The 16,772-nt window shown below is 70.1% G+C and carries 22 protein-coding genes and 1 tRNA gene; 6 read left to right on the plus strand and 17 right to left on the minus strand.

The window, feature by feature from the left end:
* Positions 1-35 precede the first annotated feature (35 nt).
* From WAE60_RS13870 to WAE60_RS13890, 5 genes are all read right to left on the minus strand, one after another.
* On the minus strand, positions 36-857 hold the full coding sequence (locus WAE60_RS13870; RefSeq protein ID WP_337687107.1) for a hypothetical protein: 822 nt from the start codon (positions 855-857) through the stop codon (positions 36-38).
* Between the two features lie 109 nt (positions 858-966).
* On the minus strand, positions 967-2,187 hold the full coding sequence (locus WAE60_RS13875) for a TIGR03862 family flavoprotein (protein WP_337687109.1): 1,221 nt from the start codon (positions 2,185-2,187) through the stop codon (positions 967-969).
* A 137-nt stretch (positions 2,188-2,324) separates the two neighbouring features.
* Positions 2,325-3,014: a 50S ribosomal protein L1 gene (gene rplA, locus WAE60_RS13880; RefSeq protein ID WP_029907263.1), complete on the minus strand. Its 690-nt coding sequence runs from the start codon at positions 3,012-3,014 to the stop codon at positions 2,325-2,327.
* Between the two features lie 4 nt (positions 3,015-3,018).
* Entirely contained in the window at positions 3,019-3,450 is a 432-nt protein-coding gene (gene rplK / locus WAE60_RS13885) for a 50S ribosomal protein L11 (protein WP_007661528.1), read from the minus strand.
* Positions 3,451-3,667: 217 nt separating this feature from the next.
* The gene (locus WAE60_RS13890; RefSeq protein WP_337687113.1) at positions 3,668-4,636 is read right to left on the minus strand and encodes an SDR family NAD(P)-dependent oxidoreductase; all 969 of its coding nucleotides are present in this window, start codon (positions 4,634-4,636) and stop codon (positions 3,668-3,670) included.
* Positions 4,637-4,742: 106 nt separating this feature from the next.
* Here WAE60_RS13890 and WAE60_RS13895 point away from each other — a divergent pair, with 106 nt between their 5' ends.
* Positions 4,743-5,321: a TetR/AcrR family transcriptional regulator gene (locus WAE60_RS13895; RefSeq protein WP_337687115.1), complete on the plus strand. Its 579-nt coding sequence runs from the start codon at positions 4,743-4,745 to the stop codon at positions 5,319-5,321.
* Positions 5,322-5,333: 12 nt separating this feature from the next.
* On the opposite strand, the gene WAE60_RS13900 is transcribed toward WAE60_RS13895, so the two are convergent.
* From WAE60_RS13900 to WAE60_RS13910, 3 genes are all read right to left on the minus strand, one after another.
* Positions 5,334-5,795, minus strand: a complete 462-nt coding sequence (locus WAE60_RS13900; RefSeq protein WP_337687116.1) for a GNAT family N-acetyltransferase — start codon at positions 5,793-5,795, stop codon at positions 5,334-5,336.
* Positions 5,796-5,832: 37 nt separating this feature from the next.
* Positions 5,833-6,078, minus strand: coding sequence for a hypothetical protein (locus tag WAE60_RS13905; protein ID WP_029907260.1), 246 nt, complete (start codon positions 6,076-6,078; stop codon positions 5,833-5,835).
* Between the two features lie 95 nt (positions 6,079-6,173).
* The gene (locus tag WAE60_RS13910) at positions 6,174-6,926 is read right to left on the minus strand and encodes a MauE/DoxX family redox-associated membrane protein (protein ID WP_337687119.1); all 753 of its coding nucleotides are present in this window, start codon (positions 6,924-6,926) and stop codon (positions 6,174-6,176) included.
* A gap of 79 nt (positions 6,927-7,005) precedes the next feature.
* Here WAE60_RS13910 and WAE60_RS13915 point away from each other — a divergent pair, with 79 nt between their 5' ends.
* The gene (locus WAE60_RS13915) at positions 7,006-7,419 is read left to right on the plus strand and encodes a MerR family DNA-binding protein (RefSeq protein WP_231499374.1); all 414 of its coding nucleotides are present in this window, start codon (positions 7,006-7,008) and stop codon (positions 7,417-7,419) included.
* Between the two features lie 156 nt (positions 7,420-7,575).
* On the opposite strand, the gene WAE60_RS13920 is transcribed toward WAE60_RS13915, so the two are convergent.
* The 5 genes from WAE60_RS13920 to WAE60_RS13940 all read right to left on the minus strand — a co-directional run bounded on the left by WAE60_RS13920 (position 7,576) and on the right by WAE60_RS13940 (position 9,562).
* The gene (locus WAE60_RS13920; RefSeq protein ID WP_337687123.1) at positions 7,576-8,043 is read right to left on the minus strand and encodes an SRPBCC domain-containing protein; all 468 of its coding nucleotides are present in this window, start codon (positions 8,041-8,043) and stop codon (positions 7,576-7,578) included.
* A complete protein-coding gene (locus WAE60_RS13925) occupies positions 8,033-8,386 on the minus strand; it encodes a metalloregulator ArsR/SmtB family transcription factor (RefSeq protein ID WP_029907282.1) in 354 nt (117 codons plus the stop codon). Before WAE60_RS13925 ends, WAE60_RS13920 begins: the two co-directional genes overlap by 11 nt.
* A gap of 137 nt (positions 8,387-8,523) precedes the next feature.
* Positions 8,524-9,081 (minus strand): transcription termination/antitermination protein NusG, encoded by a 558-nt coding sequence (gene nusG / locus WAE60_RS13930; protein ID WP_029907256.1) that lies wholly within the window; start codon positions 9,079-9,081, stop codon positions 8,524-8,526.
* 8 nt (positions 9,082-9,089) lie between these two features.
* Positions 9,090-9,422 carry a preprotein translocase subunit SecE gene (secE, locus tag WAE60_RS13935; RefSeq protein WP_337687125.1) on the minus strand — a complete coding sequence of 111 codons (333 nt, stop codon included), beginning with the start codon at positions 9,420-9,422 and terminating at the stop codon, positions 9,090-9,092.
* A 64-nt stretch (positions 9,423-9,486) separates the two neighbouring features.
* A tRNA-Trp gene (locus tag WAE60_RS13940) sits at positions 9,487-9,562 on the minus strand.
* Between the two features lie 241 nt (positions 9,563-9,803).
* Here WAE60_RS13940 and WAE60_RS13945 point away from each other — a divergent pair.
* Positions 9,804-9,992 (plus strand): hypothetical protein, encoded by a 189-nt coding sequence (locus WAE60_RS13945; RefSeq protein WP_029907254.1) that lies wholly within the window; start codon positions 9,804-9,806, stop codon positions 9,990-9,992.
* Positions 9,993-9,997: 5 nt separating this feature from the next.
* Here the strand turns inward: WAE60_RS13945 and WAE60_RS13950 are convergent, their stop codons facing one another.
* Positions 9,998-10,216, minus strand: coding sequence for a hypothetical protein (locus tag WAE60_RS13950; protein WP_231499373.1), 219 nt, complete (start codon positions 10,214-10,216; stop codon positions 9,998-10,000).
* 454 nt (positions 10,217-10,670) lie between these two features.
* On the opposite strand from WAE60_RS13950, the gene WAE60_RS13955 reads away from it, so the two are divergent.
* On the plus strand, positions 10,671-11,507 hold the full coding sequence (locus WAE60_RS13955) for a ferredoxin--NADP reductase (protein ID WP_029907252.1): 837 nt from the start codon (positions 10,671-10,673) through the stop codon (positions 11,505-11,507).
* On the opposite strand, the gene WAE60_RS13960 is transcribed toward WAE60_RS13955, so the two are convergent.
* Positions 11,457-12,014, minus strand: a complete 558-nt coding sequence (locus WAE60_RS13960) for a helix-turn-helix domain-containing protein (protein ID WP_337687129.1) — start codon at positions 12,012-12,014, stop codon at positions 11,457-11,459. The genes WAE60_RS13955 and WAE60_RS13960 overlap by 51 nt on opposite strands.
* A gap of 564 nt (positions 12,015-12,578) precedes the next feature.
* Positions 12,579-12,854, minus strand: a complete 276-nt coding sequence (locus WAE60_RS13965) for a DUF4242 domain-containing protein (RefSeq protein ID WP_337687130.1) — start codon at positions 12,852-12,854, stop codon at positions 12,579-12,581.
* Positions 12,855-13,043: 189 nt separating this feature from the next.
* Between WAE60_RS13965 and glp the strand changes: the two genes are divergently transcribed.
* On the plus strand, positions 13,044-14,282 hold the full coding sequence (glp, locus tag WAE60_RS13970; protein ID WP_337687132.1) for a gephyrin-like molybdotransferase Glp: 1,239 nt from the start codon (positions 13,044-13,046) through the stop codon (positions 14,280-14,282).
* Here glp and WAE60_RS13975 read toward each other — a convergent pair.
* Positions 14,279-14,632, minus strand: coding sequence for a hypothetical protein (locus tag WAE60_RS13975; protein ID WP_029907248.1), 354 nt, complete (start codon positions 14,630-14,632; stop codon positions 14,279-14,281). The genes glp and WAE60_RS13975 overlap by 4 nt on opposite strands.
* 159 nt (positions 14,633-14,791) lie before the next feature.
* Between WAE60_RS13975 and WAE60_RS13980 the strand changes: the two genes are divergently transcribed.
* A complete protein-coding gene (locus WAE60_RS13980; RefSeq protein ID WP_337687134.1) occupies positions 14,792-16,714 on the plus strand; it encodes a nucleoside-diphosphate sugar epimerase/dehydratase in 1,923 nt (640 codons plus the stop codon).
* The last annotated feature ends 58 nt before the right edge of the window (positions 16,715-16,772 follow it).

Consider the following 16,772-nt stretch of genomic DNA (forward strand, 5'->3'; position numbering starts at 1 on the left):
GACAGGCGCATGCGCCTGCCCCCGTCCGCTGCCGCCTAGACGCCCATGAGCCGCTTGGCCGTGGCGTGCCAGAAGGGCGTGTCCCAGAGGGCGTGGACGGCGACGGTGAACGGCGCGGCGACGGCCAGCCAGACCCAGTAGGCGCGGTGGATCCTGCGGTTGCGGTAGATGTCCCACAGGAACATCGGCGCGATCGCCAGCAGGACATAGAGGTCGGACGAAACCGGCCGGCCCGGCAGGGTGGTCGGAATCCAGGTGATGCGGTCGAAGGCGGCGGGCAGGGCGACCGCGATCGACAGGATCATCATCCGCTTGTGGAAGCCGGGATCCGTCACGCGCGCCGCGACGCCGAGGAACACCAGGATCGAGAACAGGAACCCGATGCGGAGCTGAAGCAGCATGATGTTCTCGACGATCCCGACGAATGCGGTCGCCTGGGCCTTGGCCGGCGGCGGCGCGGCCTGCGCGCCGGCGAAGACCTGGTGGTAGATGGTGGGGATCAGCACGAACCCGACCACGACCAGCGCCGCCGCGAGCACCGCGCCCAACGTCCCCAGCAGGCGATGGCGCGCGACCTGACCGGTCGCCACCAGCCAGGTCTGGGTCAGCAGCAGGAGCATGTAGCTGCCCATGAGCGCGGCGTGGACATGCAGCACCACCGGGAACGGCGGCCGCTGCCCGGCCTCGACCGCGGCCATCTTGCCCAGCGAGTCCGGGATGAACCCCAGGAGCACGATCACGATGAAGCTGGCCGCGGTGAACACATAGATCCAACGGTCGATGAAGGCCGTACGGTCGCCGGACAGCACGTCAGGACGCGCGCCGCCGACGGCGGACGTTTGGGCAATGGTCGTCATGGTTCCCTTCCCCCCGGAATGGTGGAGTCGAGACGCTGTTCGAAGAACATTGTTCGGTCAATCGTCAAAGCGGCTTTTCCCGCGAAAAGCATCCCTCGCGGCGAGGCGGCTAGGGCGCGCTCAACCGATCGATGACCGCCCGCGCCGCCGCCACGCCGGTGGCGAAACAGGCCTGCAGCAGGTAGCCGCCGGTCGGGGCCTCCCAATCCAGCATCTCGCCGGCCACGAACACGCCGGGCGCGGCCTTCAGCTCCAGTCCGTCCAGCGCGTCGAACGCCAGGCCGCCGGCCGACGAGATCGCCCGTTCCAGCCCCTGGGTCCCGGTCAGCACGATCGGCGCGGCCTTGATCGCCGCCGCCAGGGCGTCGGGCGCGACCGGCAGGGCCAGGCCGTGGGCCTCGCGCAGCAGGGCGATCTCGACCGGCGACAGGTGGACAGCTTTGCGCAGCCAGCTCGACAGCGACTGCCCGCCGCGCGGCCTGGACAGGCGCGCGGTCAGCTGGGCCAGGGGAACGTCCGGCCGCAGGTCGATCTCCAGCGTCGCCGAGCCGTGGACCGCGATCGCGTCGCGCAGGGCGGCGGACAGCGCATAGACCGCCCCACCCTCCAGGCCGTAGCCCGACGCCAGGGCGTCGCCGCGCGAGGTCCGCCCCTCGAAGGTCAAGGCGACGTTCTTGAGCGGCGATCCGGCGAAGCGCTCGCGGAACAGCGGCGTCCAGTCGACCGTGAAGCCGACATTGGCGGGCCGGAACGGCGCCGTCGCCGCGCCGCGCGCCGCCAGCCGCGGCGCCCAGGCGCCGTCCGAACCCAGCTTGGCCCAGCTGGCCCCGCCCAGGGCCAGGACGGTGGCGCGCGGCCGTACGGCGCGCGGCCCGTCGGGCGTGTCGAAGGCCAGGTCGCCGGCCGCGTTCCAGCCGGTCCAGGTCGAGCGCAGGTTCAGCGCCACGCCCTGCCCCTCCAGCCGCGCGATCCAGGCCCGCAGCAGGGGCGAGGCCTTCAGCGCCTTGGGGAACACCCGGCCGCTGGTGCCCACGAACGTCGCCTGCCCCAGCCCCTCGGCCCAGGCCACCAGGTCGGCCGGGGTGAAGGCCTCCAGTATCGGCCGCAGGATGGGCGCGGCCGCGCCGTAACGGGCGACGAACCGCTCGAAGTCCTCGGAATGGGTCAGGTTCAACCCGCCGCGCCCGGCCATCAGGAACTTGCGCCCCAGGGTCGGCATGCGCTCGAACACCGCGACCGACAGCCCAGCGCCGCTCAGCACCTCGGCCGCCATCAGCCCGGCCGGCCCGCCGCCGATCACGGCGACGTCGAGAACTTGAGGATCGGTCACGGGGGCTGGATGTCCGGCGGCGGAAGGAACTCCTGCTCTTATAGAGCAGGCGGCTCCCATTCGAAGGGCCAAGCCCCAAACGCAAAGCGGGCGCTGGATCGCTCCAGCGCCCGCTCGCTTAGCTCAGTTCGAAGGGCTTAGGCGTTGACCGAAGCGACGTCGACCTTGAAGCCCGGACCCATCGTCGACGACAGGCCGATACGCTTCACGTAGACGCCCTTGGCGCCCGACGGCTTGGCCTTGTTCAGCGCGTCGACCAGGGCCTTCACGTTGACCAGCAGGGCTTCGTCGGTGAACGAGATCTTGCCGATGCCGGCGTGGACGATGCCCGCCTTCTCGACGCGGAACTCGACGGCGCCGCCCTTGGCGTCCTTCACGGCTTGGCCGACGTTCGGGGTCACGGTGCCGACCTTCGGGTTCGGCATCAGGCCGCGCGGGCCCAGCACCTTACCGAGGCGACCGACCAGGGCCATCATGTCCGGGGTCGCGATGACGCGATCGAAGTCCATGAAGCCGCCGGCGATCTTTTCGTACAGGTCTTCGGCGCCGACGTGCTCGGCGCCCGCCGCGGTGGCTTCAGCCGCCTTGGCGTCCTTGGCGAAGACGGCGACGCGGACGTCGCGGCCGGTGCCCGAGGGCAGGTTCACCACGCCGCGGACCTGCTGGTCGGCGTGACGCGGGTCGACGCCCAGGTTGACCGAGATCTCGACGGTTTCGTCGAACTTGGCCTTGGCGTTGGCCTTCACCAGGGCGATGGCCTCGGCGACGGCGTGGGTGGCGTCACGGTCGCCGGTCCAGGCCTTGATGCGCTTGGGTTGCTTGGCCATGGTCTTAGGCCTCCACGATCTTCAGGCCCATGGCCTTGGCGGAGCCTTCGATGATCTTGGCCGCGGCCTCGAGATCGTTGGCGTTCAGGTCCTTCATCTTCTTTTCAGCGATCTCGCGCAGCTGGGTGCGGGTCACTTCGCCGACGGTCTCGCGACCGGTCAGCTTGGCGCCGGACTTCAGGCCGGTGATCTGCTTCAGATAGTGCGTCGCCGGGGGCGTCTTGGTGACGAAGGTGAACGACTTGTCCTGATAGACCGTGATGACGGTCGGCAGGGGGGTGCCCTTTTCGACGTTCTCGGTGCGCGCGTTGAACTCCTTACAGAAGCCCATGATGTTGACGCCGCGCTGACCCAGAGCCGGGCCGATGGGCGGTGAAGGCGTGGCGGAGCCGGCCTTCACCTGGAGCTTGATGTAGCCCAGGATCTTCTTAGCCATTGTATCCTCTCATGAAAGCCGGTCGCCCGGCCTTCGCTGGTTGGCCGTGGTGCGGGCTTGGCGTCCCTTCCACGGATTTGATCTCGCCATAACGACGAGCACGCCCCGGGACAGGGTCCTGGGACGAAGGCGCGGCATGTAGCAGGTGGGGCGCGGCGAGTCCAGCCGGGCGGACGACCGCCCCCTCCCCGGAGAGAGGGGGCGGTCGCGGCCGATCCTAGAACGTCTCGCCGACCATCGTCTCGCTCAGCGCCCACAGCGCCTGGGCGCGGGCGGGGTCGATCGCGTAGGACCGCACGCCGGCCCGGATCTGCGAGGCGTCGTCCACCAGCTCGGCCACGTGGCAGTCCTCGCAATAGCGGCCGGCGACCAGCGAGACCGGCGCCGTGACCCCGGCCCAGACGCTGGTGGCCGCGCCCTGCGGGATGGTCTTCCACTCGATGGGCGGTTGGCCGGCGGCTTCGGCCTGGGCGTTCAGCTGGTCGATCCAGCCCTGGATGAAGGCCGGATCCAGGTGGCGGGCCAGTTCGGTCTGGATGCCGCCCGGGTGCACGGCCACGGCCCGCACGCCGCGGTCCTTGTGGCGGCGGTCGAACTCGACGGCGAACAGGATGTTGGCGGTCTTGGAGCGGCCATAGGCCTCGAACGGCACGTACTCGGTGGTCTCGAAGTTCGGGTCCTCGAGGTTCACGTCCGAGAAGCGGTGGCCCGACGAGGCCAGCGACACCACCCGCGACCCGGCCTTCAGCAGGCTGGCGATGCGGTTGATCAGCACGAAGTGGCCCAGGTGGTTGGTGCCGAACTGGGTCTCGAAGCCGTCGGCGGTCTTGCCGAACGGCGGGGCCATCACGCCGGCGTTGGCGATGACCAGGTCGAACGGGCGGCCGCCGGCGACCAGGGCGTCGGCGCAGGCCCGCACGCTCTTCAGGCTCGCCAGGTCCAGCTCGACCAGCGTCAGCGAACCCCCGCTCCTGGCGGCGGCCTCGCGGACGACGGCGGTCGCGCCTTGCGCCTTGTCCAGGTCGCGCGCCGCCCCGACGACGTCGGCGCCGTGGGCGGCCAGGACGCGGGCGGTCTCCACGCCCAGGCCGGCCGAAACGCCGGTGACCAGGACGCGCTTGCCCGACAGGTCGACGCCGGCCAGGACGTCGTCGGTGGTGGATTTGGCGCCGAATTGTTCGCTCATGACTCTCAGGTTCCCTTGAAGGGTTGTTGTCCGAGCCCGCCCGGAGGATTAAATGGAGGAAGGCTCCGGATACATATTCGGAGGCCCCCTCCGCTTTTCAAGGTCGATGCCCGAAGATTCTGCCCCCAAGGCCCGAAAGCCCCGCGCCGACAGCCTGCGCAACCGCGACCTGCTGCTGACGGCGGCCAAGGCGGCGTTCACCGAGACCAGCGCCGATGCGCCGCTGGAGGACATCGCGCGCCGGGCCGGCGTGGGCATCGGCACGCTCTATCGGCACTTCCCCACACGGGAGGCCCTGATCGCGGCGGTCTATGCGCGCGAGGTCGGGCAGCTGTCCGCCTCGGCCGACGCCCTGCTGGCCGAGCGCTCGGCCGGGGAGGCTCTGGAGGCCTGGCTGAACCTGCTGATCGACTACATGGCCACCAAGCGCGTCGTCGCCCCGGCCCTCCGCGCCGATCCGGGCGAAGGCTCGCGCGTCTACGCCAGCTCCGGCGCCGCCATCCTGCCGACCCTGGAGCGCTTGACGAAGGCGGCCCACGCCGCCGGCGACATCCGGACCGACATCGGCTTCGACGACATCCTCAGGATGATGAGCGGCCTCAGCGTCGGCCACGAACAGCCGGGCTGGGACGCCGGCGCGCGGCGGTTGCTGGGCGTGATGATGGCGGGACTGCGGGCGAAGTAGCGCCGCCTCGCCTCAGAGCGGCTTGCGATAGACCAGGAACCCCGACTTGTCGGCGACCTGGTCGTACAGCTTCATCGCCGTGGCGTTGGTCTCGTGGGTCTGCCAGTAGACCCGCGACGCCCCCGCCGCCCGGGCGGCGTCGTACACCGCCTCGATCAGGGCCCGCCCCACGCCCTTGCCCCGCGCCTGCTCCGTCGTGAACAGGTCCTGCAGATAGCAGATCGGCTCGATCATCGTGGTGCTGCGGTGGAAGAGGTAGTGGACCAGACCCAGCAGGCGGCCGTCCTGTTCGGCGACCAGGCCATGCACCGGCTCGTCGGCGTCAAAGATGCGCGACCAGGTCATGGCCGTGATCGCCGGGTCCAGGGCCGTCTCGCCCGAGCGGCCGTAGAAGGCGTTGTAGCCGTCCCACAGGGGCAGCCACTGGGCGTGATCGGCGCGGGTCAGGGGGCGGACACGGAGGTCGTCGGCCATGGTCGGGCTCCGGAAGCGGCGGCGCGCCGCATCCTCCCTATTCCCGGAAGCCTTGCAATGGGTCGTGGCGCGACGGTTCGTGGCGTTGGTCGCGCTCGGCGCTCTCGGTCAGGTCGAACACCAGCTTGGACGCGCCGGCCGCGACCAGCCACAGGAAGGCCAGGATGCGCAGCAGCGGCGCCTCGTGCGGATGCCGGGCGGCCAGCACCAGAAACAGGACGAAGCCTCCGACCGCGGCGAACGCCAGGGCCAGGGAGGCGAGTTTGCAACGGAAGGCGGACATCGGACGGACTCCAGAAGGTCCGTCCTTGTCGCGCCGCGCCGCGTAAGGGCGCCATTCGACTCCGGCCCGCCGGCGTAAGCGGGCCGTAAAGGCCGCTACATGACCAGCATCCAGACCGCCATGGCGATCATCATCAGGTTCTCGGTCAGCGACACGAAGCCCAGCGGCACGTTGCTGTCGCCGCCCACGCAGGCGCATTTCAGCTGGCGCTTGTCGATGTAGACCGCCTTGAACACCGACACGGCCCCGACGGTCCCGATGAACAGCGCCACCGGCGCAGACAGCCAGGTCAGGGCGCCGGCGATCATCAGCACCCCGGCCCCGACCTCGGCGAACGGATAGATCCGGGCGTAGGGCAGCCAGCGCTGGGCCAGCAGGTCGTAACCCAGGAACATGGTCGAGAAGGTCTCGATGTCGCGCAGCTTCAGCATGCCCAGGGCGCACATCGAGAAGGCGATGAACCATTGCAGGGCGTGGGCGGTGAAGACCTGGCCGGTCGCGGCGTAGTTGGTGGCCAGCGCCGTCAGGGCCGCGACGGCGAACACCGCGATCACCGGCGTGTAGGTCAGGGCCTTGGGGTCGCGCACCCGCAGGCCGAAATGGCGGCGCAGGTCGTCGTAGCCGCCGATAGGTTGGCCGTCGATGAAGGCCTGGGGCGTGGTCGCCACCCCGTGGGCGGCCTTGAAGACGTCGATCTCCTCGCGCGTCGTCAGCAGATGGTCCTCGACCGCGTAGCCCCGGCGGCGCAGCAGGTCCCTGGCGCGCAGACCCCAGGGACAGACGTGCTGGTCGGTCACCATCCGATAGAGGACGGCGGTCCGAGGCGAGGTCGTGGTCGAGGCGGTCATCGAGGGTCTCCGGCTTGCCCGAGAACGGGACCCCGCTCATATGGGTTCCGTACCATGGTACGGAGTCAAGAGGCGCGGGATGGCCATGAAGTCGACGACGATCGCGGGCCTGGCCCAAGCCGGCGGGGTAGGCGTGGAGACCGTGCGCTACTACCAGCGGCGCGGCCTGCTGGAGCAGCCGGCGCGACCCGAGGGCGGCGCCTCGGCCGGCGGTGTGCGGCGCTACGGCGAGGCCGACGTGCGCCGCCTGCGCTTCATCCGCGCGGCCCAGGCGGCCGGCTTTACCCTGGAACAGGTCGCCGAGCTGCTGGCCCTGGACGCCGGCGACGACCACGCCCGGGCGCGAGGCCTGGCCCTGGAGCGCATCGCCGCCCTGGACGCCAGGATCGCCGAGCTGCAGACGGCCCGCGACGCGCTGAAGCGCCTGGCCCGCGCCTGCGGCGAGACCACGACGGGCCCCTGCCCCATCCTGTCGGCGTTCGAGGGGGCGTGAGGGCTCGCCCTTTCAACCACCGCCTTTTGTTGTCATCCCGGAAAGCGCGCAGCGCTTGTCCGGGACCCAGGTGAACTGCAAAGCATCTGCCCAGTCCCCTAGGTCCCGGCCAGCCTCTGCGAGGCTTCCGGGATGACAACCGATTTTAGTCGCCCCCTACCCCTTCAGCTCCACGGCCACGTCGCCCAGTTGGTCGTAGGCCGAATTGGTCCCTTCGGCGTAGCCCATCTCGACGTACTGATCGCGCACGGCCTTGGACTCGAAGGTGGTGACCTGGGTCAGGGTCGTCTTGCCGCCGGTTTCCTCGAGCGTGACCTCGGTGACGAAGCGCGGCGAGCCCGGGGCGTCGAAGCCGTTGGTGTAGACGATCCGCCGATCCTGCTCGATCTCCAGATACTCGCCGCCGAACGGCGGGCCGGGCTCGTCGTTCGGGCCGGTCATGGCGAAGTGGAAGCGGCCGCCCACCCGAAAATCCATCTCGCAGGTCGTCAGCGGCCAGTCCACGGGACCGAACCACCGCTTCACATGCTCGGGCTTGCTGTGGGCCAGGAACACGATGCGCGCGGGCGCGTCGAACTGGCGGGTGATGATGATCTGGCGATCGGCCTGGGCTTCAGTCGTCACGCGAACTCTCCTCGGCTTGCAGGGTTTTGACATAGGCCTCGAGGCGGTCGTGGCTCTGGGCCCAGAACTGGCGGTAGCCGCCGATCCACTGGTCGACGCCGGCCAGCGGCCCCGCCTCCAGGCGCACCGGGCGGAACTGGGCGCTGCGGCCGCGCGACACCAGGCCCGCGCCCTCCAGCACCTTCAGGTGCTTGGAGATGGTGGGCTGGGCCAGGTCGAACGGCGCGACCAGGTCGTTGACCGTGGCCTCGCCCTGGGCCAGCCGCGCCAGGATCGCCCGGCGGGTGGGATCGGCCAGGGCGGCGAACACCAGGTCGAGCTGTTGGGGCTGGGTGGCGAGCATTCTCATTGCCTCATAGCTATATTGCTAATTGGCTATATTAAGGAGGCCGCGTCAAGCGGCGCCTACGCTGCGGACAGCAAAAACCCCGCGTCGTTTCCGACGCGGGGTTTTCGAAAGCTTCGGCTGGAAAGCCGCTCTTAGGCGATCTTCTCGACCTGGCTGTATTCCAGTTCCACCGGGGTGGCGCGGCCGAAGATCGAGACGGTGACGCGCAGGCGGGCCCGCTCCTCATCGACCTGCTCGACCGAGCCGTTGAAGCTGGCGAACGGGCCGTCGGTGACGCGGACGTTCTCGCCGACCTCGAACAGCACCACGGTCTTGGGGCGCTCGACGCCCTCTTCGATGGTGCCGATGATGCGCTGGACTTCCTTTTCGGAGACCGGCTGCGGCTTCGAAGCGCTGCCCAGGAAGCCCGTGACCTTCGGGGTGTTCTTGATCAGGTGGTAGGCTTCGTCCGAAAGGTTCATCTTCACCAGCACGTAGCCGGGGAAGAACTTGCGCTCGGCGTTGACCTTGCGGCCGCGACGGATCTCGACGACGTCCTCGGTGGGGACCAGGATTTCGGAGAAGCTGTCTTCCAGACCGTGGCTCTTGGCCTGTTCGCGGATGCTCTCGGCCACCTTCTTCTCGAAGTTCGAGTAGGCGTGGACGATGTACCACTTGTGGTTCGGATTGGACGCGGTTTCGTTGCTCATGGTGTGTCTTATCCCGCGGCGATCTTGAGGAGCAGGTTGGCGCCCAGGCCCAGGATCCAGTCGGCGAAGGTGAAGAACAGCGAGGCCAGCACCACCATGATGAAGACCATCACCGAGGTGATCCAGGTCTCCTTGCGGGTGGTCCAGGTGATCTTGCGGGCCTCGGCGCGCACTTCCTGCGCGAAGCGAAGCGGGTTGATCGGCTTCTTCGGCGGAGCCGGAGCCTTGGCGGCGGCGGCCGCCTGACCGGCGGCCGCCTGACCGGCGGGCGCGAGCGCCGCGGCCGTCTTCGCGGCGCGGTTCTTGATCGCAGACGGGCTGGAACCCGGTTTCCTGGCCATGACTTAAGAGGCTCGCGACTTTCGATAGGTCAGCCCGAAAGCCGGGGTGACCGATGACATATAGTGGCAGGAGTGGAGGGACTCGAACCCACGACCCTCGGTTTTGGAGACCGATGCTCTACCAGCTGAGCTACACTCCTGCGGAACCGCGATCCCCTTAGCGGAGATTCCGGCTTTCCGACAATGAACATCGCGCCGGTAGGCTCTTTGAAGCCCGCCGGCGCGTTGGTCTCATCGCCAGAGCCGCGTCGTTTAGCAGGGTCGTTCGAGCCCGGCAAGCGGCCGGAGCGCGATCGGCGGATTCGATGCCTGGTCCCGACGGATCAGCCGCGGGAGCGGCGCGTTAGACCTTGGCCAAACCAAAGCCCGGAGGAACGCGCCATGCCGACGCCCAGCCAAGATAGGCCCAGCCAGGACAGGCCGTCCAACCGCGAGGTCGAGAACGAGAACCAGCGTCCCGCCTCCGGCTCCGACGGCAAGGCCCCGCGTCCCGCGACCGAACCGCGCGGCGCGGAGGGCAGTTCGGACTCGCCGAAGACCCGGACCGATCCGGGCTCCGGCGAAGCCTGAGTCGATTAGCCGGCCTTTTCCGTTTCCGGCGCGGGCGCCGGGGCGGCCGCGGCGCACTGGACGTTCAGGTACGACCACTTCACGTCGTTGAGCTTGCGCCCGCACTGGGTGTTCTCACCCAGATCACGTCCTTGCAGGGAGATGCCCACGCCCTTGGCGGGATCCGGCGCCGGGCTGGCTCCGGAAATATCGTAGTAGCCGCCGCCGGGGCCGCGAACCACCATGCACGAGGTGTTCTCCACCGGGCGTACGCAGCCGGAAGCCGTGACCGACTTCCCTTCGAGAGACACCTGCTGGGCTTGGGTTTGACCGGAGCTTCCGGTCTCATTGCAAGCCGTTACGCCTAACGCCAACACACTGACCGCCGCGGCGGCCATCACGAACCTAACCCGCATCCGTTCCTCCGTATCGTTGGCCTCCGCTTCGTCTAGGACGCGGGGGCAAGACGAAGAGTGCGCCCCGTTTGGGGAGGCGGCAATCACAATTTTGACACGGTTCAAAAAACAGGCGCCCGCCATTTTGACGCTTTTGGGGAAGAATTTCTCAAAGCCCTTTCAGACCACCAAAGTTGACATCCACGCGCCTGTGCTCACATGAGACGCAGTCGCTTCTAGGGCCTAGGCGACGCCATCTCAGAATAGCGTGGTCCGCCACGCGTCCAGGACTTGAAACCCACTTATGTCGGCCATCGAAACCACCGTTCCCGCGCCCGCTCCCGTCAAGGAAGCCGCCTGGCACACCGAGACCGTGCTGTGGGTCAAGCACTGGACGGACCGCCTGTTCAGCTTCGCCATCACCCGCCCGGCCAGCTTCCGCTTCCGCTCGGGCGAGTTCGTGATGATCGGCCTGCCGCCGCGCGAGGACCTGGGTGAAAAGAAGCCGATCCTGCGCGCCTATTCGATCGGCTCGCCGCACTTCGCCGAGGAGCTGGAGTTCTTCTCGATCAAGGTGCCCGACGGCCCCCTGACCTCGCGCCTGCAGCAGATCAAGGAAGGCGACCAGATCCTGCTGGGCAAGAAGCCGACCGGCACCCTGGTGCTGGACGCCGTCCGCCCGGGCAAGCGCCTGTTCCTGTTCGGCACCGGCACGGGCCTGGCGCCCTGGCTGTCGGTGGCCCGCGACCCCGACGCCTACAGCCGCTTCGAGCAGGTGATCGTCGCCCACGGCGTGCGCGAGGTGCAGGAACTGGCCTATCGCGACCTGTTCACCGCCGAGATCCACGACGACCCGCTGGTCGGCGACGAGGCCAAGGCCCAGCTGGTCTACTATCCCACCGTCACCCGCGAGCCGTTCGAGCGCCAGGGCCGGTTCACCGACCTGATCGAGAGCGGCAAGCTGTTCGCCGACCTCGGCCTGGAGCAGGTGAAGTTCGATCCCGAGCACGACCGCGCCATGCTGTGCGGCTCGATGGCCATGATCAAGGACACCGCCGCCCTGCTGGAGGCCCACGGCCTGGTCGAGGGCTCAAACGCCGAGCCGGGCGACTTCGTGATCGAGCGGGCGTTCGTCGGCTAGGACGGCGAAGCCTTCGGGCGGCTCCGCCCGGGCGAACGGGCCGCTGCGCACGTGCAGCGCCCCGAACCGCTGGCGGTATTCGGCCGGCGTCATGCCGGTGGCGCGCTTGAACAGCTGCCGGAAGAACGCGACGTCGTCGTAGCCGACCGCCGAACTGACGGCCTGGATCGAGCGCGCCTCCCGCTCCAGCAGCATCTTGGCCGCCTCGATCCGCACGGCTTGCAGATAGGCCCCGGGCCGCTGGCCGGTGGCGGCCTTGAAGCGGCGCACGAAGGTGCGCTCGCCCAGCCCTGCCCGGGCGGCCATGTCCTCCACGCTGAGGTCCTGGTGGAACGCGCCCTGCACATAGGCCTCGACGTCGCGCACGTCGGCGTCGTCGTGCGGGGCCGACAGCGGCAGCACCGCGTAGCCGGACTGATGGGTGCGCGGCATCGACATCAGCAGCGCCTTGGCCGTCTGCACCGCGATCGTGGCCGCACAGCTTCTCGACCAGGTACAGGCTGACATCCATCGCCGCCATGACCCCGCCGCTGCACAGCAGCCGGCCGTCCTCGGTGACGAACTGGTCGGGCCGCCAGCGGACCTTGGGATAGCGGGCGGCGAACGCCTCGCCCAGCGCCCAGTGGGTGGTGCCGATCCGACCGTCCAGCAGCCCCGCCTCGGCCAGGTAGGCCGCCCCCATGCAGACCCCGGCCACATAGGCTCCGGACGCGTGATGACGGCGCAGCCACGGCAGGATGGCGCTGTTCTCCAGCAGCTTCACGTCCAGGTCCAGGCCCGAGGTCGGCACGATCACGATGTCGGTGCGCTCGACCTGGTCGAGGCGGACCTCCGGGGTGATCAGGGCGCCGTAGGGCGTGCGCACCGGCGCGCCGGCCAGCGACGCCGTGCGCACCCGGAAGCGCGGCGCGGGCGGCCGGCCGTGCAGCTGGGCCCACAGCGCGCCGGCCGTATGGAAAATCTCCATCGGCAGGACGGCCGTCGAGGCCAGCCCGTCATCGAACAGTACGACCGTGACGTCCTGCACGCTCCACCCGTCCCGCCGCCCTTCACCGCGTCCCCGGACCACGCCTAGGCCCGTTCCGTGGTCGGGTCGATGATCCCCGAGATCGGCGTTATCCGATTGGCCGGGAAGCCGCTGAGCCGGGCATGGTCATGGATCGCCGCCTCGTCCTCGGCCAGATAGACGCAGAAGGTCTTGTCCTTGGCGACGAACGACTGGACCCACTGGACCTTGGGGGCCAGCTCGGCCAGGGCCTTGTTCGAGGTCGCGGCCGCGCCGCTCAGCTGCTGGGCGTCCAGCCCCTCGACCCCGGGGATGTCGCGTTCGATCACATAGCGCTTCATTGAATTGTCTCCGAAAAAGGGAAGCGCGAGCCTATGGATATCGCCGTTCCTCGAAAGGGGGCGAAAGGGACAGACAACAGGGGTGAACGCGACCAGTCCGGACCAATTCTAGGGGCGCTATTGGAAAACCATGGCGGCGCGGCCCGGCGACGCGCGCTACTAGAGGGTCCTGGGCTACGGAGGGCCGGCGTGAGCGGCGACAAGCTTCAACTGAAGAACCTGACCGTCGTCGAGGCGCGGGGCCGGATGCTGTCCGACGCCGCGCGGCTGGGCGTCGAGCGGGTCGCCCTGGCCGAGGCTGTCGGCCGGGTGCTGGCCGCGCCGATCGTCGCCGACCGCCACCAGCCGCCGTTCGACGCCTCGGCCATGGACGGCTGGGCGATCCGCCGCGCGGACCTCTCGCCGGGCGCGTCGTTCCGGATCGTGGGCGAAAGCGCCGCCGGGCGGGCCCATGGGCGACCGGTCGAGGCCGGCCAGGCCGTGCGCATCTTCACCGGCGCGCCCGTGCCCCCGGGCGCGGACCTGGTGGTGATCCAGGAGAACGCCACGCGCGAGGGCGAGACGGTGATCTTCGCGATCGACCGCGACCCGCCGCCCGGCAACATCCGGCCCGCCGGCGGCGACTTCCGGTCCGGCGACCTGCTGCTGGCCGAGGGCGCGCGGATCGACGCCTGGCGGCTGTCGCTGGCCGCCGCCGCCGGCCGCGCCGAGCTGGCCGTGGCCCGCCGTCCCCGCGTCGCCATCCTGGCCACGGGCGACGAGCTGGTTCCGCCCGGCGCGAACCCCGCGTCCGACCAGATCTTCGAGTCCGGCTCGTTCGCCCTGGCGGCCCTGGTCCAGGCCTGGGGCGGCGAGGCGATCAGGCTGAAGGCCCAGGCCGACGACCTGGACGCCATCGCCCGGGCGGTCGACGCCGCCGAGGTCGACCTCGTCGTCACCGTCGGCGGGGCCTCGGTCGGCGACCACGACCTGGTCAAGCCGGCGCTCCAGACCCTGGGCCTGGACCTGCGCGTCCAGACCATCGCCGTGCGTCCGGGCAAGCCGACCTGGTTCGGCCTTCTGCAGGACGGCCGCCGCGTGCTGGGCCTGCCCGGCAACCCCGCCTCGGCCCTGGTCTGCGCCGAGCTGTTCCTGCGTCCGCTGCTGGCCGCCCTGACCGGCGCCGGCGCCGTCTTCCGCGTCGATGGGGCGATGAGCGCCGGCGTGCTGGCCGCGCCCCTGCCCGCCACCGGCCCGCGCGAGCACTGGATGCGCGCCACCCGGACGATCGACGCCGAAGGCCGGGTGCGGGTCACGCCCTTCCCGGACCAGGACTCCTCGCTGATCGGCGTGTTCTCGCGCGCCGACTGCCTGGTGATGCGCCCGGCCGGCGCGCCGCCGGCGGCGGAAGGCGAGACGGTCGACCTGCTGCCTCTGGCGCGAGGCTAGGGGTTGTCGACCCACTTGCCCTGCTGGGCGACGCAGCTCTTCTTCGTGTCGGCCAGGGCCTGGGGACCGCGCGAATAGTAGTAGGTGGTGACCTTCTGGCCGAAGGGGTTGATGCACGCCGCCTGGGCCTTGGCCGGGCAGGCCTTCAGGACCGTCGCCTTCAGCGGACCGTTGGCGTTGCTGTTGCACTGTTCCGCATAGTCGCCTGCGGGGATCGGCAGGCTGGTCTGGCTGCAGTCCTTGATGGTCTCGCCGTAGACCTGTCCTTCGATCAGACAGGCGTTGTCGGCCCAGGCCGCACCGGCCAAGGGAAGCAAGGCGGCGGCGATGAAGACGCTCTTCAGGGTCATGGCTTCACGATCCAACGCTGAGTTGTGACACGCCGATTTGGTAGGCCAGGTCGAACGACGTTGTCTATCGCCGCTGACGCCCGACCGGCGACGAGGCGCGCGGAGCATGCTAAGCCGCGTGCGAAGCGGTTTGACGGCGACCGCGGCGGGAGTTTGCGTATGGGTCGTATCGGCAAGATCGCGGCGCACATGGTGCTGGCCTTCACGGCCATGCTGCTGGCCCAGGCGCTGACCGCCGGCGTCGAGACCTTCACCGCTTCCAATCTTGCCCTAAGCGCCCTCGCCGACGCGGCCCTGTTCGCCGCCGCCGCCCTGTTGGTCGAAATCCTGTTCCGGGTCGAGCGTTCGCCGTGGCGGTTCTTCGCGGCCAGCGACGGCCTGCGCCTGGCGCGCTCGGCCGCCCTGTCGGTCCTGACCTTCGCCCTGATCGCCCGCCTGCTGGACGTGCGCCAGCCGGGCGGCCTGCGCACCCTGGCCGCCGCCTTCCTGCTGCTGACGGCGATGCTGGCCGGCCTGCGCATCGTCCGCCGCGCCCTGCACGAGAAGGTGCTGCTGGACGCCCTGACCCGCCTGCGCCCGGCCCCCGCCTCGCCCGCCCTGCCGCGCCTGCTGATCGTCGGCTCGGCCAACGAGGCCGAGGCCTTCCTGCGCACGCCCGCCGCCCTGGGCGAGCGCTACGCCCCGGTCGGGGTGCTGACGCCCGAAGCCCGCGAGCGGGGCGACGAGCTCGGCGGGGTCTGCGTCCTGGGCGCCGTCGACGAATTCGACGCCGTCATGGCCCAACTGCGCGACGGCGGGCTGCAGCCCTCGGCCCTGCTGTTCCTGACCGACGGTCCGCTCAGCGCCTTCGGGGCCGAGCGCCTGGGCCGGCTGAAGAGCGAGGGCGTGCGCCTGCTGCGCCGCCAGGGCGCCCTTGTGGACATGGCCGGCGGGGCGAGCCTGCGCGAGCTCAGCCTCGAGGAGCTGCTCAGCCGCGCGCCGGTCCGGCTGGACCCCGCGCCGATCCGCGCCCTCGTGGCCGGCAAGCGGGTGCTGGTCACCGGGGCCGGCGGCAGCATCGGCTCGGAACTGGCCCGCCAGATCGCCGCCAGCGGCCCCGCCCGGCTGATCCTGCTGGACGCCGCCGAGGCCAACCTCTTCCACATCGACCGCGAGCTGGGCGAGGCCTGGCCCCAGTTGCCGCGCCAGGACGTGCTGTGCGACGTGCGCGACGCCGCCCGCCTGGACCTGGTGTTCGCCGCCGAGAAGCCCGACCTGGTCTTCCACGCCGCCGCCCTCAAGCATGTGACCCTGGTCGAGAACCACCCCTGCGAGGGCGTGCGCACCAACGTGCTGGGCAGCCGCAACGTCGCCGCCGCCGCCAAGGCCTGCGGGGCCGCCCATCTGGCCCTGATCTCCACCGACAAGGCCGTGGCCCCGGCCAGCGTGATGGGGGCGACCAAGCGGGTGGCCGAGGCCGTGGTCCGCCAGTTCGCCAACGGCGGCGAGTCGAACACCCGGGTCAGCGTCGTGCGGTTCGGCAACGTCCTGGGCTCGGCCGGTTCGGTGGTGCCGATCTTCCAGCACCAGATCGCCCGCGGCGGCCCGGTGACCCTGACCGACGCCGAGGTCGAGCGCTATTTCATGACCATCCCCGAGGCGGTGCAGCTGGTCCTGCGGGCGGTGGCGCTGTCGGCGGGCGACGCGGAGCCCCCCACGGGCGTCCTGACGCTGGAGATGGGCGAACCGGTCAAGATCATCGACCTGGCCCGACGGATGATCGAGCTCCAGGGCCTGGTCCCCGACAAGGACATCGAGATCAAGATCACCGGCCTGCGTCCCGGCGAGAAGCTGACCGAGGCCCTGGTCGACGTCAACGAGACCGCCCGGCCCAAGGCCGAGGGCGTCACCGAGGCCACGCCCCTGACGCCCCTGCCGCCGATCCCCGCCAAGGCCCTGGCCGCCCTGGAGGCCGCCGCCCTGGCCGGCGACGAAGCCGTCGTCCGCGAGCGGCTGTTCGCCCTGGTCGAGGGCTTGCGGACCGTGTCGCCGGCCAAGGCGCCCGGCGCGGGCAAGACCGCCGCGGCCCGAACCCGGGCCTGATCGGAGTCCGCCCCGCCCGTCGCCTATAAGGCGAGCGGGAAAGCCAGAATCAGCCTCC

It is taken from the genome of Caulobacter sp. CCG-8 (genome assembly GCF_037402475.1).
Classification (GTDB): Bacteria; Pseudomonadota; Alphaproteobacteria; order Caulobacterales; family Caulobacteraceae; genus Caulobacter.

Bases quoted from the DNA above. Each gene is read 5' to 3' on its own strand.
- WAE60_RS13870 (WP_337687107.1), bottom strand. From the start codon at position 857: ATGACGACCATTGCCCAAACGTCCGCCGTCGGCGGCGCGCGTCCTGAC.
- rplA (WP_029907263.1), bottom strand. From the start codon at position 3,014: ATGGCCAAGCAACCCAAGCGCATCAAGGCCTGGACCGGCGACCGTGAC.
- rplK (WP_007661528.1), bottom strand. From the start codon at position 3,450: ATGGCTAAGAAGATCCTGGGCTACATCAAGCTCCAGGTGAAGGCCGGC.
- WAE60_RS13890 (WP_337687113.1), bottom strand. From the start codon at position 4,636: ATGAGCGAACAATTCGGCGCCAAATCCACCACCGACGACGTCCTGGCC.
- WAE60_RS13895 (WP_337687115.1), top strand. From the start codon at position 4,743: ATGCCCGAAGATTCTGCCCCCAAGGCCCGAAAGCCCCGCGCCGACAGC.
- WAE60_RS13900 (WP_337687116.1), bottom strand. From the start codon at position 5,795: ATGGCCGACGACCTCCGTGTCCGCCCCCTGACCCGCGCCGATCACGCC.
- WAE60_RS13905 (WP_029907260.1), bottom strand. From the start codon at position 6,078: ATGTCCGCCTTCCGTTGCAAACTCGCCTCCCTGGCCCTGGCGTTCGCC.
- WAE60_RS13910 (WP_337687119.1), bottom strand. From the start codon at position 6,926: ATGACCGCCTCGACCACGACCTCGCCTCGGACCGCCGTCCTCTATCGG.
- WAE60_RS13915 (WP_231499374.1), top strand. From the start codon at position 7,006: ATGGCCATGAAGTCGACGACGATCGCGGGCCTGGCCCAAGCCGGCGGG.
- WAE60_RS13925 (WP_029907282.1), bottom strand. From the start codon at position 8,386: ATGCTCGCCACCCAGCCCCAACAGCTCGACCTGGTGTTCGCCGCCCTG.
- nusG (WP_029907256.1), bottom strand. From the start codon at position 9,081: ATGAGCAACGAAACCGCGTCCAATCCGAACCACAAGTGGTACATCGTC.
- secE (WP_337687125.1), bottom strand. From the start codon at position 9,422: ATGGCCAGGAAACCGGGTTCCAGCCCGTCTGCGATCAAGAACCGCGCC.
- WAE60_RS13945 (WP_029907254.1), top strand. From the start codon at position 9,804: ATGCCGACGCCCAGCCAAGATAGGCCCAGCCAGGACAGGCCGTCCAAC.
- WAE60_RS13950 (WP_231499373.1), bottom strand. From the start codon at position 10,216: ATGGTGGTTCGCGGCCCCGGCGGCGGCTACTACGATATTTCCGGAGCC.
- WAE60_RS13955 (WP_029907252.1), top strand. From the start codon at position 10,671: ATGTCGGCCATCGAAACCACCGTTCCCGCGCCCGCTCCCGTCAAGGAA.
- WAE60_RS13960 (WP_337687129.1), bottom strand. From the start codon at position 12,014: ATGTCAGCCTGTACCTGGTCGAGAAGCTGTGCGGCCACGATCGCGGTG.
- WAE60_RS13965 (WP_337687130.1), bottom strand. From the start codon at position 12,854: ATGAAGCGCTATGTGATCGAACGCGACATCCCCGGGGTCGAGGGGCTG.
- WAE60_RS13975 (WP_029907248.1), bottom strand. From the start codon at position 14,632: ATGACCCTGAAGAGCGTCTTCATCGCCGCCGCCTTGCTTCCCTTGGCC.
- WAE60_RS13980 (WP_337687134.1), top strand. From the start codon at position 14,792: ATGGGTCGTATCGGCAAGATCGCGGCGCACATGGTGCTGGCCTTCACG.